This is a genomic window from Streptomyces sp. NPDC034103, assembly GCF_055575395.1.
Genome location: NZ_JBVISS010000014.1, coordinates 85,532 through 101,082, shown reverse-complemented (window position 1 = coordinate 101,082; position 15,551 = coordinate 85,532). Strand labels below are relative to the sequence as shown.

The following is a 15,551-nucleotide window of genomic DNA, read 5'->3' as shown; positions in this document are numbered from 1 at the left end:
CCGCGCCCCGGCTTTCTCATGGGACGTTCATGGAGCGGCGTCAGCCCTCCAGCGTCAGCACGATCTCGTCGATCTCCTCGCCGCGGGCGCCCGCGTACCCGCGCGCGTGGGCCGTCACCCGGAACCCGCACTTCTCCAGCACCCGCCGCGAACCGGCGTTGTCCGCCGCCGCCCGGGCGTGCAGCGGACGCTCCGGCGCCAGGTCCAGCAGCTCGCGCAGGGCGGCCGTGGCGATGCCGCGCCCCCAGTACGCGCGGTCGATCCAGTACGTCACCTCGCGCTCGCCCGGGTCCCCGTACACCGCGGCGGTGCCGACCACGTCACCGTCGGCCAGCACGGTCCGGGTCAGGGCGTCGGAGGCCCGGATCCGCGTCCAGTGGGCCTCGAAGGCGTCCCAGTCGGCCGGATCCCGGGCGGTGAAGGCCGCCATGCGCGCGGCCTCCGGGTCGTTCGTCTGCCGGAAGAACACCGGCAGATCGCTGTCGTGGACCTCGCGGAGTACGACGTTCATGGGCTCAGAGCCTACGGGTCGCCAGTGTCAGCCGGTCCCGCGCGTCGAACAGCGCGTCCTTCACCATCTGCTCGTGCGCGGGCGTGAGCCGCGCCACCGGCACCGAGCAGCTGATCGCGTCCCGCGCGGGGGTGCGGTAGGGGACCGCCACGCCGAAGCAGCGCAGGCCCAGCGTGTTCTCCTCGCGGTCCACGGCGAAGCCCTGCTCCCGCACCAGGTGCAGCTCCTCGATGAGCTTCTCCCGGTCGGTGATGGTGTTCTCGGTCAGCGCGGGCAGCGTCTCCGGGAGCATCTTGCGGACCTGCTCGTCGCTGTAGGTGCTCAGCAGCGCCTTGCCGAGGGAGGTGGAGTGGGCCGGGAGCCGGCGGCCGACCCGGGTGAAGGGGCGCAGGTAGTGCTGGGACTGCCGGGTGGCGAGGTAGACGACGTTGGTGCCGTCCAGGCGCGCGAGGTGGATGGTCTCGGTGGTGTCGTCCGAGAGCCGGTCCAGCGTCGGCCGGGCGGCCGCGACCACCTCGTCGCCGTCGATGTACGAGGTGCCCACCAGCAGCGCCCGCACCCCGATGCCGTAGCGCGTGCCCGTGGCGTCCGTCTCCACCCAGCCCAGCTCCACCAGGGTGCGCAGCAACATGTAGAGGCTGGACTTGGGATAGCCGACGGCCTCCTGGACCGCCGCGAGGGAGTGCATGCCGGGGCGTCCGGCGAAGTACTCGAGCAGTTCAACCGTCCGTACCGCGGACTTGACCTGCGCCCCGCCGCCCGTCTCGCCTGCCGACATCGCCCTTGACCCCTTCGTTGGACGGGAAATAGTCTCCAACAGCATATTCATCATCAGAGACAGCGTTCAGTATATCGAACAGCCCTGGTGAATGACCAAGAAAAACTGTGTGGAGGGACCCGCGGTGGCAGCAGCACCAGTCTGGAGTGTCGACCCCCGAACCGGGAAGCCGCGTGAGCAGGTTGCGGTGGAGGCTACAGCCCAGGAGGTGGACGCCACCGTCCGGGCGGCCCACGAGGCCCGCGGCTCGCTCGCCGACCGCACGGTCCGCGCCGCGTTCCTGCGGACCGCCGCCGACAAGCTGACGGCGGCCAAGGACCAGCTCGTCGAGGCCGCCGACGCGGAGACCGCGCTTGGCCCGGTCCGGCTCACCGGGGAACTCGCCCGCACCTGCTACCAGCTGCGGGCCTTCGCGGACATCGTCGACGAGGGCGCCTTCCTCGACGTCGTGATCAACCACCCCGACGACACCGCGACCCCGCCGATCCCGGACCTGCGCCGCTACAAGGTGCCGCTCGGTGTCGTCGCCGTCTACTCGGCCTCGAACTTCCCCTTCGCCTTCTCCGTCGCCGGCGGCGACACCGCGAGCGCGCTGGGCGCCGGCTGCCCCGTCGTCGTCAAGGCGCACCCCGACCACCCGGGTCTGTCCGAGCTGGTCGCGGCCGTCCTGCGGCGGGCCGCCGCCGAGCACGGCATCCCCGAGGGCGTCATCGGCCTCGTCCACGGCTTCGAGGCGGGCATCGAGCTGATCAAGCACCCGCTGGTCGCCGCGGCCGGCTTCACCGGCTCCATCCGCGGTGGCCGCGCCCTCTTCGACGCGGCCGCCGCCCGCCCGGTCCCGATCCCCTTCCACGGCGAGCTGGGCTCCCTGAACCCCGTCGTCGTCACCGAGGCCGCCGCCGCCGAGCGCGCCGAGGCCATCGGTACGGGGCTCGCGGGCTCCATGACGCTGGGCGTCGGCCAGTTCTGCGTGAAGCCGGGCCTGGTGCTGGTGCCCTCCGGCGAGGCGGGCGACGGACTGGTGAAGTCCCTGACGGACGCCGTCAGCGACACCGACGCGGGCGTCCTGCTCGACCACCGCATGCGGGACAACTTCATCGCCGGGGTGGCCGAGCGTGCCAAGCTGGCCGACGTGGAGACCCCGGTCACGCCGGGCTCGGGCGGCGAGCACACGGTGAGCGCGGGATTTTTGACCGTGCCGGCGCAGAAGCTGGCCGCGGAGGGCGAGCACGACCTGCTCCTCGAGGAGTGCTTCGGCCCGGTGACGGTCGTGGCGCGCTACGACGACGACGCGCAGGCCCGCGCGGTGCTCTCCCGGCTGCCGGGCAACCTCACCGCGACGGTGCACCTGTCCACGGAGGAGACCGAGGGCAAGGGGCGCGGCACGGAGATCCTCGCGGAGCTGACGCCGCTGGCGGGGCGTGTCCTGGTCAACGGCTGGCCGACCGGGGTCGCCGTGGCCTCGGCCCAGCACCACGGGGGGCCCTACCCGGCCACGACGTCCACGTCGACGTCCGTGGGCGGTACGGCCATCGAGCGGTGGATGCGTCCGGTGGTGTACCAGACGACGCCCGCGGCGCTGCTGCCGGAGGAGCTGCGGGACGAGAACCCGCTGGGGCTGCCGCGGCGGTTCAACGGGCGGTTGGAGCGATAGCGCCGTAGGGGTGCGGGAGTTCTGCGGCTGCGGGCCCATCGTGGCTTGTCGCGCCCGCGCGGCGGACCCGCAGATCGATGCGGCCCCGCGCCCCTGAGCTTCTCGACCCACCCTGAGACAGTTGGCTGATGGACATCGAGCTTCCCGAACTGCCCTTCCCGCTGCGCACGTACGGGCCCGACGGCCACTGGTCCTACGAGGACGGTGTGCTCGCCGGATGGGCCGGGCCGCGGCAGGACCGGTTCGTGCCGCCCACCGCGGAAGGGCTCGACCCCGCTTCCGACGCGCCCCGCCTGCTCGGCGCTCCCGAAGGGGACTTCCAGCTCGTCGCCCGCGTCACCGTGGGGTTCAACGCCTCCTTCGACGCGGGGGTGTTGTACGTCCACGTCGGGCAGCGGGCCTGGGCCAAGCTGTGTCTGGAGTACTCCCCGGACGTGGCCACCATCTGCACGGTGGTCACCCGGGGGCACTCCGACGACGCCAACTCCTGCACGGTGGACGGCAAGTCGGTCTGGCTCCGGGTGAGCCGGACCGGGCGGGCCTTCGCCTTCCACGCCTCGCGGGACGGCGAACACTGGATATTCGTCCGGCTGTTCACGCTCGGCGACGAGAAGGAGAGCGACGCCGCGCTGGTGGGCTTCATGACGCAGTCACCGATGGGGGAGGGCTGCGTCGTGACGTACGACCACATAGAGTTCCGCCCCGAGTGGCCGAAGGACCTGAGAGACGGCAGCTGACCACCGTCCCCCTCCCGCGCGCCCGGATCCCGGATACCGGGTCGCGGTCGACCGGGAACCGGGGCCGCCGAGGTCACGTCCTCCGTTGCGTGATCGCTGACAGAGTCGTGGCGGCCCGGATGGTCAGGACCGCCGTACCCGCCGAGGCGGAGGCCCTCGCCGCGCTGCACGCCCGCGCCCGGGCGACGTACCCCCCCGGCGGCGTCCCCGAGGACGGCACCGACTGGCTCGCCGCCTGGCGGACCGCCGTCGCCCGGCGCGACGGGCACGTCCTGTGCGCCGTGGCGGACGGGCGGATCGTCGGCCTCGCCTCCTTCCGGACCCCGGAGGGGGCCCCGGCGGACACGGTGAAGCTGTACCAGTTCCACGTCGACCCCGAGCGCTGGCGTTCCGGCGTCGGCACGTCCCTGCACGCGGCCTGCGTCGAGCAGTGGCGGGCCGACGGCAAGCGGGCGGCCGTCCTGGAGGTGCGGACCGACAACCTGCGGGCGCAGGCGTTCTACGCCCGGCTCGGCTGGGCCGCGCAGCCGACGGGACCCGGGGCCCGGCACCTGCGGATGACCTTCGCGCCGACCGGGGAATGAACCCTGGTCCTTGAATGTTCACCCATTAATCGGAGGGAGTCTCCGTACCCGTTCGACCTGGAGAGAGCCGAGACATGCGCGTCGAGATCTGGAGCGACATCGCCTGCCCCTGGTGCTACGTGGGCAAGGCCCGCTTCGAGAAGGCGCTCGAGGCCTTCCCGCACCGCGAGCAGGTCGAGGTCGTGCACCGCTCCTTCGAGCTGGACCCGGGCCGTGCCAAGGGCGACGTCCAGCCGGTGATCAAGATGCTGACCAAGAAGTACGGCATGAGCGAGGCGCAGGCCCAGGCCGGCGAGGAGAACCTCGGCACGCAGGCGGCCGCGGAGGGGCTGGAGTACCGCACCCGGGACCGCGACCACGGCAACACCTTCGATATGCACCGCCTGCTCCACCTCGCCAAGGCGCGGGGCCGTCAGGACGAGCTCATCCAGATCCTCTACCGGGCCAACTTCGCCGAGGAACGGTCCGTCTTCTCCGAGGGCGACGAGCGGCTCGTGGAACTCGCCGTCGCCGCCGGCCTGGACGCGGACGACGCCCGCGCGGTCCTCGCCGACCCCACCGCCTACGCCGACGACGTCCGCGCCGACGAGCGGGAGGCCGCCGAACTCGGCGCGAACGGCGTGCCGTTCTTCGTCCTCGACCGCAAGTACGGCGTCTCCGGCGCCCAGCCCGCCGAGGTCTTCGCCCAGGCGCTGACCCAGGCCTGGGGCGAGCGCCCGCCGCTGCGGCTCATCGAGGACGGCGGCGCCGAGGCCTGCGGCCCCGACGGGTGCGCGGTGCCCCAGCAGCACTGACCGCGCAGGTCGGGACCGGGCTATAAGGATTACTTGGGGAAGTCACGTAAAACTCGGCAATGGACTAATGCTCCGAGCGGCTCCACAGTGGGATCCATGGAGACCATGGAGACCTTCGAGAGCCTCGTCCGGGCCGAGTTCACCCCGAGGAACACCTATCTGAACACCGCGACCAGCGGTCTGCTGCCCGCCCGTGCCGTCGCCGCCCTGTCCGCGGCGGCACGCCTGCGGGCCGAGGGGCTGCCGCTGGACCCGCTGTTCGAGGACGTGGAGGCGGCCCGCGCCGCCTTCGCCCGGCTGGCCGGGGTGCCGGCGAGCCGGGTCGCGGCCGGCCCCTCCGTCTCGGTCCACAGCGGGCTGATCGCCGCCGCGCTGCCCGCGGGCGCCGAAGTCCTCACCGCCGAGGGCGACTTCACCTCCGTCGTGCACCCCTTCCACGCCCGTGGCGACCTCAAGGTCCGCACGGTCGCCCTGGACCGGCTGGCGGACTCCGTCCGCCCGGGGACCGCGCTGGTCGCGGTCAGCGCCGCCCAGTCCGCCGACGGCCGCGTCGCCGACCTGTCCGCGGTGCGGGAGGCGGCGCGCGCGCACGGCGCCCGCACCTACGTCGACTTCTCCCAGGCCGGCGGCTGGCTGCCGATCGACGCCGGGTCCTACGACTACACCGTCTGTACCGGCTTCAAGTGGCTGCTGGGCCCGCACGGCGCCGCCTTCCTGGTGGTCCCGGAGGAGGCGGCGGACTTCGGCGGGCTGACCCCGCTGCTGGCCGGCTGGGTCGCGGGCGAGGACCCCTGGGCCAGCTGTTACGGCCCGATCGCCGAACTCGCCCACTCCGCACGCCGGTTCGACCTGGGCTATTCGCTCTTCAGCTACGCCGGTCTGCGCGCCTCCCTGTCCCTCATCGAGGAACTCGGCGTCCAGGCCGTCCACACCCACGACCTGGCCCTCGCCGACCGCTTCCGCGCGGGCCTCGCCACCCTCGGCCACGAACCCGTCCCGGCGCCGGGCTCCGCGATCGTCTCCGTGCCCGGACTCGGCGCGAGACAGCCGGAGTTGAGCGCGGCCGGCATCGAGGTCTCGGACCGCGCGGGCCACTTGCGGGCCTCGTTCCACCTCTACAACACCCCCGCCGACGTCGACCGGCTCCTGGACGCCCTGGCGACCTGAACCACGACTCGGGACCGTCGTCGCCGAGCCTTCGGCCCGGCCCTCGGCACCGATGCCGAGCCGGTGCGAGGTGCCCCGCGCAACCACAGGCGACGCGGCCGCCGTACGGAACGTACTGGAGCGGGCCGCGTCGCCTGTGGCCGCGAGATGTGGGGGCACCTCACAGGAGCGGAGGTCACCTCACCGGGGTGAAGTCCCTCGCGCCGATGAACTCCGGTCGGCGGATGGGGGCCGCGAAGGGCTCCACCGCCGCGTTCTCCACGCTGTTGAACACGATGAAGACGTTGCTGCGCGGGAACGGCGTGATGTTGTCACCGGAGCCGTGCATGGCGTTGCAGTCGAACCAGGTCGCCGAACCGGCCTTGCCGGTGAACAGCTTGATGCCGTACTCCGAGGCCATCGCCGTCAGCGCCTCGTCCGAGGGCGTGCCCGCGTCCTGCATCTGCAACGACTTCTTGTAGTTGTCCTTCGGGGTGGCGCCCGCGCACCCGAGGAAGGTCTTGTGCGAGCCGGGCATGATCATGAGCCCGCCGTTGGTGTCGTAGTTCTCGGTCAGCGCGATCGAGACGGACACCGTGCGCATGTTCGGCAGGCCGTCCTCGGCGTGCCAGGTCTCGAAGTCGGAGTGCCAGTAGAAGCCGCTGGCCCCAAAACCGGGCTTGACGTTGATTCGCGACTGGTGGACGTAGACGTCCGAGCCGAGGATCTGCCGGGCCCGGCCCACGACCCGCTCGTCGCGCACCAGGTTCGCGAACACCTCGCTGATCCTGTGCACCTCGAAGACCGAGCGGATCTCCTTGGACTGCGGCTCGACGATGGACCGCTCGTCCGCGCGGATCGCCGGATCGGCCACGAGCCGCTCCAACTCGGCGCGGTAGAGCGCCACCTCGTCCTCGCCGATGAGCTCGTCGATGGCGAGGAAGCCGTCGCGCTCGTAGGAGTGGAGCTCGTCGACGGAGACCGGCCCGGGCGTGCCGGGCGCGCCCCAGACGACGGGGTCCTGGCGCGGGACGGCGATCTCGGCGGCCCCGCGGCTCGGGTACAGGTCGGTGACCGGGGCCGCGCCGCCCGTGTGGGTCGTGTGGGTCGTGGTGGTGCTCATGAGGGTCAGCCCTCCTCCGTCAGCAGCGGATAGACGCCGTTCTCGTCGTGGTCCTCCCGTCCGGTCACGGGCGGGTTGAAGACGCACAGGCAGCGGAAGTCCTCCTTCACCCGCAGCGTGTGCCGCTCGTGCCCGTCGAGGAGGTACATGGTCCCGGGCGTGATCGTGTGGCTCAGCCCGGTCTCGTGGTCGGTGAGTTCGGCCTCGCCCTCGACGCACACGACGGCCTCGACGTGGTTGGCGTACCACATCGACGTCTCCGTACCGGCGTACAGGATCGTCTCGTGCAGCGAGAAGCCGACGCGCTCCTTGGCGAGCACGATCCGTTTGCTCTCCCAGGTGCCGGATGCCGCCTTCACATGCCGGTCGGTGCCTTCGATGTCCTTGAACGAACGGACGATCACGGTGGTGCGATGCCTCCTAGATAGACGGTGTCCGACGGTGTCAGACGGTTTCCCGGACGGCGCGGGCGAGGACGCTGAGGCCCTCGTCCAGCTCGTCGGAGGTGATGGTGAGAGCCGGCAGCAGCTTGACGACCTCGCTCTCGGGGCCGGACGTCTCGATGAGCAGCCCGAGTTCGAAGGCGCGCTTGGCGACCCGCCCGGCACGCGCCTTCTCGTGGAACTCCAGCCCCCACACGAGTCCGCGACCGCGGTACTCCTTGATGTCGGCGAGGTTCTCCTCGGTGATGGAGATGAGCCCCTGCTCGACCTGCTCCCCGCGCGTGCGGGTCTGCTTCTCCATCGCGGCCCCGTCCGCCCAGTACGTCTCCAGGGCGGCGGTGGCGGTGACGAACGCCGGGTTGTTGCCGCGGAAGGTGCCGTTGTGCTCGCCCGGCTCCCAGATGTCCAGCTCGGGCTTGAACAGGCACAGCGACATGGGCAGTCCGTAGCCGCTGATCGACTTCGACACGGTGACGATGTCGGGCGTGATGCCGGCCTCCTCGAACGAGAAGAAGGCCCCGGTCCGGCCGCACCCCATCTGGATGTCGTCGACGATGAGCAGCATGTCCTGCCGCTCGCACAGCTCGGCCAGCGCCCGCAGCCACTCGATCCGCGCGACGTTGATGCCGCCCTCGCCCTGCACGGTCTCGACGATCACCGCGGCGGGCTTGTTGAGCCCGGACCCCTGGTCCTCGAGGAGCCGCTCGAACCACAGGAAGTCCTCGACCGTGCCGTCGAAGTAGTTGTCGAACGGCATCGGCGTGCCGTGCACCAGCGGTATGCCCGCCCCGGCCCGCTTGAAGGCGTTGCCGGTCACGGCGAGGGACCCGAGGGACATGCCGTGGAAGGCGTTGGTGAAGGACACGATCGCCTCGCGCCCCTTCACCTTCCGGGCCAGCTTCAGGGCGGACTCGACGGCGTTGGTGCCGGTCGGGCCCGGGAACATGACCTTGTACGGCAGGTCGCGCGGCCGCAGCACCAGGTTCTGGAAGCTCTCCAGGAACGCGCGCTTGGCGGTGGTCGACATGTCGAGCCCGTGCGTGACGCCGTCCCGCTCCAGGTAGTCGATCAACGCGCGTTTCAGGACCGGGTTGTTGTGCCCGTAGTTGAGGGAGCCGGCGCCCGCGAAGAAGTCCAGGTACTCATGGCCGTCCTCGTCGTACATACGGCTGCCGTGCGCACGGTCGAAGACGGTGGGCCAGCCGCGGCAGTAACTGCGCACCTCGGACTCGAGGGTCTCGAAGACGCTGAGGTCGGGCTGGGTGATGGTCACGACGAATTGCTCCTCTGTGCGTGGGGAGTGCGAGGGGGGAGGGGAGGGGGCGTGCGAGGGGGAGGGAGGAAGGTCAGAGGGAGAGAGGGCCGATGCGGTAGAGCACCTCGGGTTCGTGCGGCCCGTCGGGGAACAGGCCGCCGTCGAACAGCACCTCACGCTCCAGGCCGGCGTCATGGCGCTCGGCGAACGCGGCGAAGAGCCGCTCGGAAGCGGTGTTGCCGGGAGTGATGGTGGTCTCCACAGCGGTGATCCGGTGCTCGGCCGAGACCCGTGCGACGAGGCCGTCGAGCAGCGCTCCGGCGAGCCCGCGGCCACGCTGGGCCTCGTCCACCGCCACCTGCCAGACGAGCAGGGTGCGCGGACGGTCCGGCCGCAGGTAGCCGGTGACGAAGCCGACCGGCTTCCCGTGCTCGTCGCGAGCGACGGCCGAGGTGGCGGCGAAGTCACGGCACCACAGCAGATAGCTGTACGACGAGTTCAGGTCGAGGACCTTCGAATCCTTCGCAATCCGCCACAGCGCGGCGCCGTCGGCCACGGACGGACGATCGATTTGCAGTTCTGCTGTCGTGTCTGCTTGTGCGGCAGTCATGCGGATTGAATTTACCGATGGAAATAGAAAAATGCATCGCCGCGGGGGGTTACATGGCGGCGAGGCATGTGTTATCGCGCGAGCGTGAGTGGATGCGTGAGGGTGAGAACTATGGGAGGTTTTGCCCTCTACAAAAGCCGCAATTCGCGTCACTTGTGTAACGCGTCACAACCATGTACCCCCCACGAGATCTGCCCGAATTCCCCCGGTTGACGTTCGCAGAATCTTTGCGTTTAGGGTCGGGAAAAGCGGGCAGAAGAATACGGGAAGCTACCTTCGGAATAAATTCCGGAATTCCCTGGGAATTAGGCGCCGGTCAGCCCGTCGATTCGTTCCCGCAAGATATCGGCGTGGCCGTTGTGCCGCGCGTACTCCTCAATCATGTGAATGAGCACCCAGCGCACACTGACCTCCATCCCGGGTACCGGTCCCTCCATGACCCGTCCGACGGAGTCGAGCGACCGCCCGGCGACGATCTCCCGCCCTCGCGCGATCTCGCGGCGCCAGACCCCGAGGGCCTCGTCGAGCGCTCGTTCGGCGCGCAGGGCGTACCCGGTCACCTCCTCGTACACCGGCGGCACATCGAGCCCGCCGATCACCCGCTGGAACCAGTTCCGCTCGACCTCGGCGAGATGCTGCACCAGTCCGAGCAGGGTCAGCGCGGAGGGCGCGGCGGCGGTCCGCCGCACCTGCTCGTCGTCCAGCCCCGCGCACTTGAGCTCCAGCGTGGCGCGGTGGAAGTCCAACCAGCTCTGGAGCATGGGCATTTCCTCACCGGTGGTGAGGGGGACGGGCCGGCCGTCGGGAAGGGTGAGCGGAGAGTCGGTGGTCATGGGGGGAGCATGGCACGGGCGTACGGCATCGGGGCCGGAGCCGTGTCTCCCGGCCCGCGTCCCCCGGTATCCCGCCCCGGATCCGCGTCTCCGGGCCCCGGCCCGCATCGCCCGGCACCCCGCCCCGGAGCCCCGTTTCCCGGCCCCGGCCCGCGTCCCCCGGATCTCCGCCCCGGAGCCCCTACCGCCAGCCCTCCTCGGCGGCCCGCAGCGCCGCCTCGACGTCCACGGCGAGCCCCTGCTCGCCCAGCGCGGCCCCCAGTGCCGCGAGGCTCGCCCGGACCGCCCCCGGCGTCGCGTCCGCGCCGTAGTGGTTGACCCGGATCATCTCCTTGGCCAGGGCGCCGCCGCCCGCGGCCAGCGGCAGCGCGGGGTCCGAGGACAGCGCCCGGGCCACCAGTTCCGAGGCCACCGTCCCGGCCGGCGCCCGCAGGGTCGTGGCGACCGGGGCCGCGTCGCGGGCCTCGTGGACGTACGGTTCGAGACCGCCGCCCAGAGCCCTGGCGCCCGCCCGGGTCGCCGCGGCGGCCGAGGCGTGCCGGGCCATCACCGTCTCCAGGCCCACCGACTCGATCCGCTCGACGCAGGCCTCCAGCGCCAGCATCTCCAACTGGGCCGGCGCGTGCAGCAGCGCCTTGCGGCCGCCGTCGACCCACCGCTCCTTCCAGTCCAGCAGCGACAGGTACGACCGCCGGGGCGCCTGCGGGTTCGCCGCCATCCGGGCCCAGGCCCGCTCGCTGACGGACACCGCAGAGACCCCGGCCGGGCCGCCCATCGCCTTCTGCGCCCCGATCACGCACAGGTCGACGCCCCACGCGTCCGGCAGCACCGGCTCGGCGCCGACCGAGGCGACGGCGTCCAGGTAGAACAGGGCGCCGTGCTCGCGTACCACCTCGCCGATCTCCGCGACCGGGTTGGTGTTGCCCGTGGCCGCCTCCGCGTGCACCAGCGACACGAAGTCGATGGAGGGGTGCTCGGTGAAGGCCTCCCGGATCTGCTCCGCGGTCACGGCCGTGTGGAACGGCACCGCCAGATCGATCACCGTCGCCCCGCAGTCCCGCAGCCAGTCCCCGAAGGTCTGCCCGTAGGGCCCGGTGATCACGTTCAGCGCCACCGTGCCCGGGCCCGCGGTCGCGCGGATCGCCCCCTCCAGCGGCAGCAACGCCTCGCCCTGCATGATCACGACATCCTGCGAGGTGCTCAGCAGCCGCGCCACGCGGTCCTCGATCGACGCGAAGTGCGCCGCGCCGAGCGGGGCCAGGTCCAGGAAGGGATGCGTCACGGAAGTGCTCTTTTCACTCACGAGGTTCGTCGGCCATGAGCGTAACCGCCGCCCGGGCACCCCCTGCCACCACCGACTTCTTAGGTCAGACGGCTGTATAGCCATCGGTTTGATTTGAGGGTCTCAAACTTCTCCTTATAATCGGAACCCGATATCCGGAACAGACAGTTCCCTCACTGGAGGCTTCCCCGTGCAGACGATCCTCGGGCGTCGGACCCGCATCCTGGCCGCCACCACCGCGACGGCCGGGCTCGTGCTCGTGGCCGGCTGCTCCTCGGACGACGACGGCGGCAGCGGCACCAAGACCGCAGCCGGCGGTGTCGAGCTCGTCAAGGCGGGGCAGCTCACCACCTGCACCCACCTGCCCTACCCGCCCTTCCAGTCGGAGATCGACGGCAAGGTCCAGGGCTTCGACGTGTCGCTCATCGACCTCGTCGCCAAGGACCTCGGCGTGAAGCAGGAGATCCTCGACACCCCGTTCGAGAACTTCAAGACCGGCGCCTTCCTCAACTCCGGCGAGTGCGACCTCGCCGCCGCCGGCATGACCATCACCGACGAGCGCAAGAAGAACGTCGACTTCTCGGACCCCTACTTCGAGGCCACCCAGGCCCTGCTCGTCGACAAGGGCAGCGGCGTCACCTCGCTGGCCGACGTCAAGTCCAAGAAGGTCGCGCTCGGCGCCCAGGCCCAGACCACCGGCGAGGACTACGCCAAGAGCCAGGGCTTCGACCCGGTCTCCTTCGAGTCCTCCGACGCCGTCCTCAACGGCCTGCGCTCCGGCCAGGTCAAGGCCGTCGTCATCGACTACCCGGTCGTCCAGGGCTGGCTGAAGACCAAGGCCAACGCCGACGCCTTCCAGGTCGCCGAGCAGATCAACACCGGTGAGGAGTACGGCTTCACGGTGAAGAAGGGCAACGCCAAGCTGCTCGCCGCGGTCAACAAGGCACTCGCCGACGCCAAGGCCGACGGCACGTACAAGACGCTGTACGAGAAGTGGATCGGCCCCTACGACGAGTCCGCGGCCTCCGCCTCCCCGTCCGCCTCATGACGAGCGCGGACGCACGACTCCAGCCTCGCAAGAAGGGCCTGACCCGGCGTCAGAAGCGCACGCTGTCGCGCGGCGCCCAGTACGTCGTCTTCGTCGCGGCCGTGATCGCCTTCGCGGCCGCGGCCGACTGGGACCGGCTGAAGAACCAGTTCGCCCAGTGGGACATCGCCCGGGAGATGTTCCCGGACGTCATCACGCTGGCACTGAAGAACACCGTGCTGTACACGCTGTCCGGCTTCGCGTTCGGGCTCGTCCTCGGCATGGTGATCGCGCTGATGCGGCTGTCGCCGGTGGGGCCGTACCGCTGGTTCGCCGGTGTCTACATCGAGATCTTCCGCGGTCTGCCGGCCCTGCTGATCTTCATCTTCATCGGGGTCGCCGTACCGCTGGCCTTCCCGGGCACCGAGATCCCCGGCGGCACCTACGGCAAGGTCGCGCTCGCCCTCGGTCTGGTGGCGGCCGCGTACATGGCCGAGACGATCCGCGCGGGCATCCAGGCGGTGCCCAAGGGGCAGCTGGAGGCGGCCCGTTCGCTGGGCTTCTCCCCGGCCCGGGCGATGGTCTCGATCATCCTCCCGCAGGCGTTCCGGATCATCCTCCCGCCGCTCACCAACGAACTCGTCCTGCTCTTCAAGGACTCCTCGCTGGTGCTCTTCCTCGGCGTCACCCTGGAGGAGCGCGAACTGTCCAAGTACGGCCGCGACCTGGCCAGTACGACCGCCAACTCCACCCCGATCCTCGTCGCGGGGCTGTGCTACCTGCTGGTGACGATCCCGCTCGGCTTCGTCGTGCGCCGCATGGAGGCGAAGGCCCAGGAGGCCGTGAAATGACCCGTCCCGAGATCGAAGTGCGCGGTCTGCACAAGGCGTTCGGCGACAACGAGGTCCTCAAGGGCATCGACCTGGAGATCGGCCAGGGCGAGGTCGTGTGTGTCATCGGCCCCTCGGGGTCGGGCAAGTCCACGCTGCTGCGGTGCGTGAACCTGCTGGAGGAACCCACCAAGGGCCAGGTCCTCGTCGGCGGCACCGAACTCACCGACCCCGATGTCGACATCGACGCCGTACGCCGCCGTATCGGCATGGTCTTCCAGCAGTTCAACCTCTTCCCGCACCTGACGGTGACCGAGAACCTCACGCTGCCCCAGCGCAGGGTGCTCAGGCGGGACAAGGCCGAGGCGGCGAAGGTGGCCGCCCAGAACCTGGAACGGGTGGGCCTGACCGAGAAGGCGAACGCCTACCCGGCCTCGCTCTCCGGCGGCCAGCAGCAGCGCGTCGCGATCGCCCGCGCGCTGTCGATGGGGCCCGAGGTGATGCTCTTCGACGAGCCGACGTCGGCGCTCGACCCGGAGTTGGTCGGGGATGTCCTGGCGGTCATGCGCATGCTCGCCCAGGAGGGCATGACGATGATGGTCGTCACGCACGAGATGACCTTCGCCCGCGAGGTCGCCGACCGGGTCGTCTTCATGGACGGCGGGGTGATCGTCGAGGACGGCACCCCGGACCGCGTCATCGGCAGCCCGCGCCACGAGCGGACCCGCCACTTCCTGTCCCGGCTGCTGGACCCGGCGATGGCGCAGGTGGAGGAGGAGACCTCGGACCAGGTGGGCGGCAAGGGCTGACTTAGGGTGCAGCCATGAGCGATCAGCCGGTGCTGCACGTGAAGGGCAGGGTCCTCGTCGGCCCCGAGGACGTCCGCGACGAACTGTGGGTCGTCGACGGCCGGATCTCCTACGACCGTCCCGTCGGCGCCCAGGACGTCCGCAAGGTCGAGGGCTGGGTCCTGCCCGGCCTCGTCGACGCGCACTGCCACGTCGGCCTGGGGCCGCACGGCCCGGTCCCCGAGGACGTCGCCGAGAAGCAGGCCCTGACCGACCGCGAGGCCGGCACCCTGCTGATCCGCGACGCCGGCTCGCCCTCCGACACCCGCTGGACCGACGCCCGCGACGACCTCCCGAAGATCATCCGGGCCGGCCGCCACATCGCCCGCACCCGCCGCTACCTCCGCGGCTACGCCCACGAGATCGAACCGGACGACCTGGTCGCGTATGTCGCCCAGGAGGCCCGCCGCGGCGACGGCTGGGTGAAGCTGGTCGGCGACTGGATCGACCGCGACCTGGGCGACCTGGCCCCCAGCTGGCCGCGTGAGGCGGCCGAGGCGGCGATCGCGCAGGCCCACCGGCTGGGCGCGCGGGTCACCGCCCACTGCTTCGCCGAGTCCTCCCTGCGCGACCTCGTCGAGGCCGGCATCGACTGCGTCGAACACGCCACCGGCCTCACCGACGAGCTGATCCCCCTCTTCGCCGACCGCGGCGTGGCGATCGTCCCGACCCTGGTCAACATCGCCACCTTCCCGAAGCTGGCCGAGGGCGGCGAGTCCAAGTTCCCCCGCTGGTCCGCCCACATGCGCCGCCTCCACGAACGCCGCTACGACACCGTCCGCTCCGCCTACGACGCCGGCATCCCGGTCTACGTCGGCACCGACGCGGGCGGCACCCTGCCCCACGGCCTGGTCGCGGCCGAGGTCGCGGAGCTGACCCAGGCGGGCATCCCGCCGGTCGAGGCCCTCGCGGCGACCACCTGGAAGGCCCGCGCGTGGCTCGGCCGGCCGGGCCTGGAGGAGGGCGCCCGGGCCGACCTCGTGGTGTACGAGGGGGATCCGCGGGCGGACGTACGGGTACTGGGGGCGCCCCGCCGGGTGGTACTGAACGGGCGGGTGCGGGGGTGACCGAGTGACGGTGGAGAACGTGCGTGCCC

The 15,551-nt window shown here is 71.0% G+C and carries 17 protein-coding genes; 9 read left to right on the top strand and 8 right to left on the bottom strand.

Going from position 1 to position 15,551, the window contains the following annotated elements:
* Positions 1–40: 40 nt before the first annotated feature.
* Both ACZ56U_RS29940 and ACZ56U_RS29935 read right to left on the bottom strand, forming a co-directional pair.
* Entirely contained in the window at positions 41–511 is a 471-nt protein-coding gene (locus ACZ56U_RS29940) for a GNAT family N-acetyltransferase (protein ID WP_469087081.1), read from the bottom strand.
* Positions 512–515: 4 nt separating this feature from the next.
* Positions 516–1,289, bottom strand: a complete 774-nt coding sequence (locus tag ACZ56U_RS29935; RefSeq protein WP_469087080.1) for an IclR family transcriptional regulator — start codon at positions 1,287–1,289, stop codon at positions 516–518.
* 124 nt (positions 1,290–1,413) lie between these two features.
* Between ACZ56U_RS29935 and ACZ56U_RS29930 the strand changes: the two genes are divergently transcribed.
* The 5 genes from ACZ56U_RS29930 (at position 1,414) to ACZ56U_RS29910 (ending at position 6,225) form a co-directional block, all read left to right on the top strand.
* Positions 1,414–2,943, top strand: coding sequence for an aldehyde dehydrogenase (NADP(+)) (locus ACZ56U_RS29930; RefSeq protein WP_469087079.1), 1,530 nt, complete (start codon positions 1,414–1,416; stop codon positions 2,941–2,943).
* A 128-nt stretch (positions 2,944–3,071) separates the two neighbouring features.
* Positions 3,072–3,680, top strand: coding sequence for a DUF1349 domain-containing protein (locus ACZ56U_RS29925; protein WP_469087078.1), 609 nt, complete (start codon positions 3,072–3,074; stop codon positions 3,678–3,680).
* 89 nt (positions 3,681–3,769) lie between these two features.
* The gene (locus ACZ56U_RS29920) at positions 3,770–4,264 is read left to right on the top strand and encodes a GNAT family N-acetyltransferase (RefSeq protein ID WP_469087077.1); all 495 of its coding nucleotides are present in this window, start codon (positions 3,770–3,772) and stop codon (positions 4,262–4,264) included.
* Positions 4,265–4,338: 74 nt separating this feature from the next.
* A complete protein-coding gene (locus tag ACZ56U_RS29915; RefSeq protein ID WP_469087076.1) occupies positions 4,339–5,058 on the top strand; it encodes a DsbA family oxidoreductase in 720 nt (239 codons plus the stop codon).
* 105 nt (positions 5,059–5,163) lie between these two features.
* Entirely contained in the window at positions 5,164–6,225 is a 1,062-nt protein-coding gene (locus tag ACZ56U_RS29910; protein ID WP_469087219.1) for an aminotransferase class V-fold PLP-dependent enzyme, read from the top strand.
* A 175-nt stretch (positions 6,226–6,400) separates the two neighbouring features.
* Here ACZ56U_RS29910 and thpD read toward each other — a convergent pair whose 3' ends face one another.
* The 6 genes from thpD to ACZ56U_RS29880 all read right to left on the bottom strand — a co-directional run bounded on the left by thpD (position 6,401) and on the right by ACZ56U_RS29880 (position 11,750).
* The gene (thpD, locus tag ACZ56U_RS29905; protein ID WP_469087075.1) at positions 6,401–7,327 is read right to left on the bottom strand and encodes an ectoine hydroxylase; all 927 of its coding nucleotides are present in this window, start codon (positions 7,325–7,327) and stop codon (positions 6,401–6,403) included.
* A gap of 5 nt (positions 7,328–7,332) precedes the next feature.
* Positions 7,333–7,731, bottom strand: coding sequence for an ectoine synthase (locus ACZ56U_RS29900; protein ID WP_391230403.1), 399 nt, complete (start codon positions 7,729–7,731; stop codon positions 7,333–7,335).
* Between the two features lie 40 nt (positions 7,732–7,771).
* Positions 7,772–9,043, bottom strand: a complete 1,272-nt coding sequence (gene ectB / locus ACZ56U_RS29895; protein ID WP_469087074.1) for a diaminobutyrate--2-oxoglutarate transaminase — start codon at positions 9,041–9,043, stop codon at positions 7,772–7,774.
* Between the two features lie 73 nt (positions 9,044–9,116).
* Complete coding sequence (ectA, locus tag ACZ56U_RS29890; protein WP_469087073.1) at positions 9,117–9,635, bottom strand: diaminobutyrate acetyltransferase; 519 nt, start codon at positions 9,633–9,635, stop codon at positions 9,117–9,119.
* Positions 9,636–9,940: 305 nt separating this feature from the next.
* Positions 9,941–10,468 (bottom strand): DinB family protein, encoded by a 528-nt coding sequence (locus ACZ56U_RS29885; RefSeq protein ID WP_469087072.1) that lies wholly within the window; start codon positions 10,466–10,468, stop codon positions 9,941–9,943.
* A gap of 181 nt (positions 10,469–10,649) precedes the next feature.
* Positions 10,650–11,750: a pyridoxal-phosphate-dependent aminotransferase family protein gene (locus ACZ56U_RS29880; RefSeq protein WP_469087071.1), complete on the bottom strand. Its 1,101-nt coding sequence runs from the start codon at positions 11,748–11,750 to the stop codon at positions 10,650–10,652.
* A gap of 190 nt (positions 11,751–11,940) precedes the next feature.
* Between ACZ56U_RS29880 and ACZ56U_RS29875 the strand changes: the two genes are divergently transcribed.
* From ACZ56U_RS29875 to ACZ56U_RS29860, 4 genes are read left to right on the top strand one after another with little or no spacing between them, the layout of a single operon-like run.
* A complete protein-coding gene (locus ACZ56U_RS29875; protein ID WP_469087070.1) occupies positions 11,941–12,798 on the top strand; it encodes a transporter substrate-binding domain-containing protein in 858 nt (285 codons plus the stop codon).
* A complete protein-coding gene (locus ACZ56U_RS29870) occupies positions 12,795–13,628 on the top strand; it encodes an amino acid ABC transporter permease (protein ID WP_469087069.1) in 834 nt (277 codons plus the stop codon). Before ACZ56U_RS29875 ends, ACZ56U_RS29870 begins: the two co-directional genes overlap by 4 nt.
* Entirely contained in the window at positions 13,625–14,416 is a 792-nt protein-coding gene (locus ACZ56U_RS29865) for an amino acid ABC transporter ATP-binding protein (RefSeq protein WP_469087068.1), read from the top strand. The genes ACZ56U_RS29870 and ACZ56U_RS29865 overlap by 4 nt, the downstream gene beginning before the upstream one ends.
* Positions 14,417–14,430: 14 nt before the next feature.
* Entirely contained in the window at positions 14,431–15,522 is a 1,092-nt protein-coding gene (locus tag ACZ56U_RS29860) for an amidohydrolase family protein (protein WP_469087067.1), read from the top strand.
* Positions 15,523–15,551: the final 29 nt, after the last annotated feature.

What these genes read in the sequence shown, in the direction of transcription:
- ACZ56U_RS29940 (WP_469087081.1), bottom strand. Translation starts at nt 511, where the DNA reads ATGAACGTCGTACTCCGCGAGGTCCACGACAGCGATCTGCCGGTGTTC.
- ACZ56U_RS29935 (WP_469087080.1), bottom strand. Translation starts at nt 1,289, where the DNA reads ATGTCGGCAGGCGAGACGGGCGGCGGGGCGCAGGTCAAGTCCGCGGTA.
- ACZ56U_RS29925 (WP_469087078.1), top strand. Translation starts at nt 3,072, where the DNA reads ATGGACATCGAGCTTCCCGAACTGCCCTTCCCGCTGCGCACGTACGGG.
- ACZ56U_RS29915 (WP_469087076.1), top strand. Translation starts at nt 4,339, where the DNA reads ATGCGCGTCGAGATCTGGAGCGACATCGCCTGCCCCTGGTGCTACGTG.
- ACZ56U_RS29910 (WP_469087219.1), top strand. Translation starts at nt 5,164, where the DNA reads ATGGAGACCTTCGAGAGCCTCGTCCGGGCCGAGTTCACCCCGAGGAAC.
- thpD (WP_469087075.1), bottom strand. Translation starts at nt 7,327, where the DNA reads ATGAGCACCACCACGACCCACACGACCCACACGGGCGGCGCGGCCCCG.
- ectA (WP_469087073.1), bottom strand. Translation starts at nt 9,635, where the DNA reads ATGACTGCCGCACAAGCAGACACGACAGCAGAACTGCAAATCGATCGT.
- ACZ56U_RS29885 (WP_469087072.1), bottom strand. Translation starts at nt 10,468, where the DNA reads ATGACCACCGACTCTCCGCTCACCCTTCCCGACGGCCGGCCCGTCCCC.
- ACZ56U_RS29870 (WP_469087069.1), top strand. Translation starts at nt 12,795, where the DNA reads ATGACGAGCGCGGACGCACGACTCCAGCCTCGCAAGAAGGGCCTGACC.
- ACZ56U_RS29865 (WP_469087068.1), top strand. Translation starts at nt 13,625, where the DNA reads ATGACCCGTCCCGAGATCGAAGTGCGCGGTCTGCACAAGGCGTTCGGC.
- ACZ56U_RS29860 (WP_469087067.1), top strand. Translation starts at nt 14,431, where the DNA reads ATGAGCGATCAGCCGGTGCTGCACGTGAAGGGCAGGGTCCTCGTCGGC.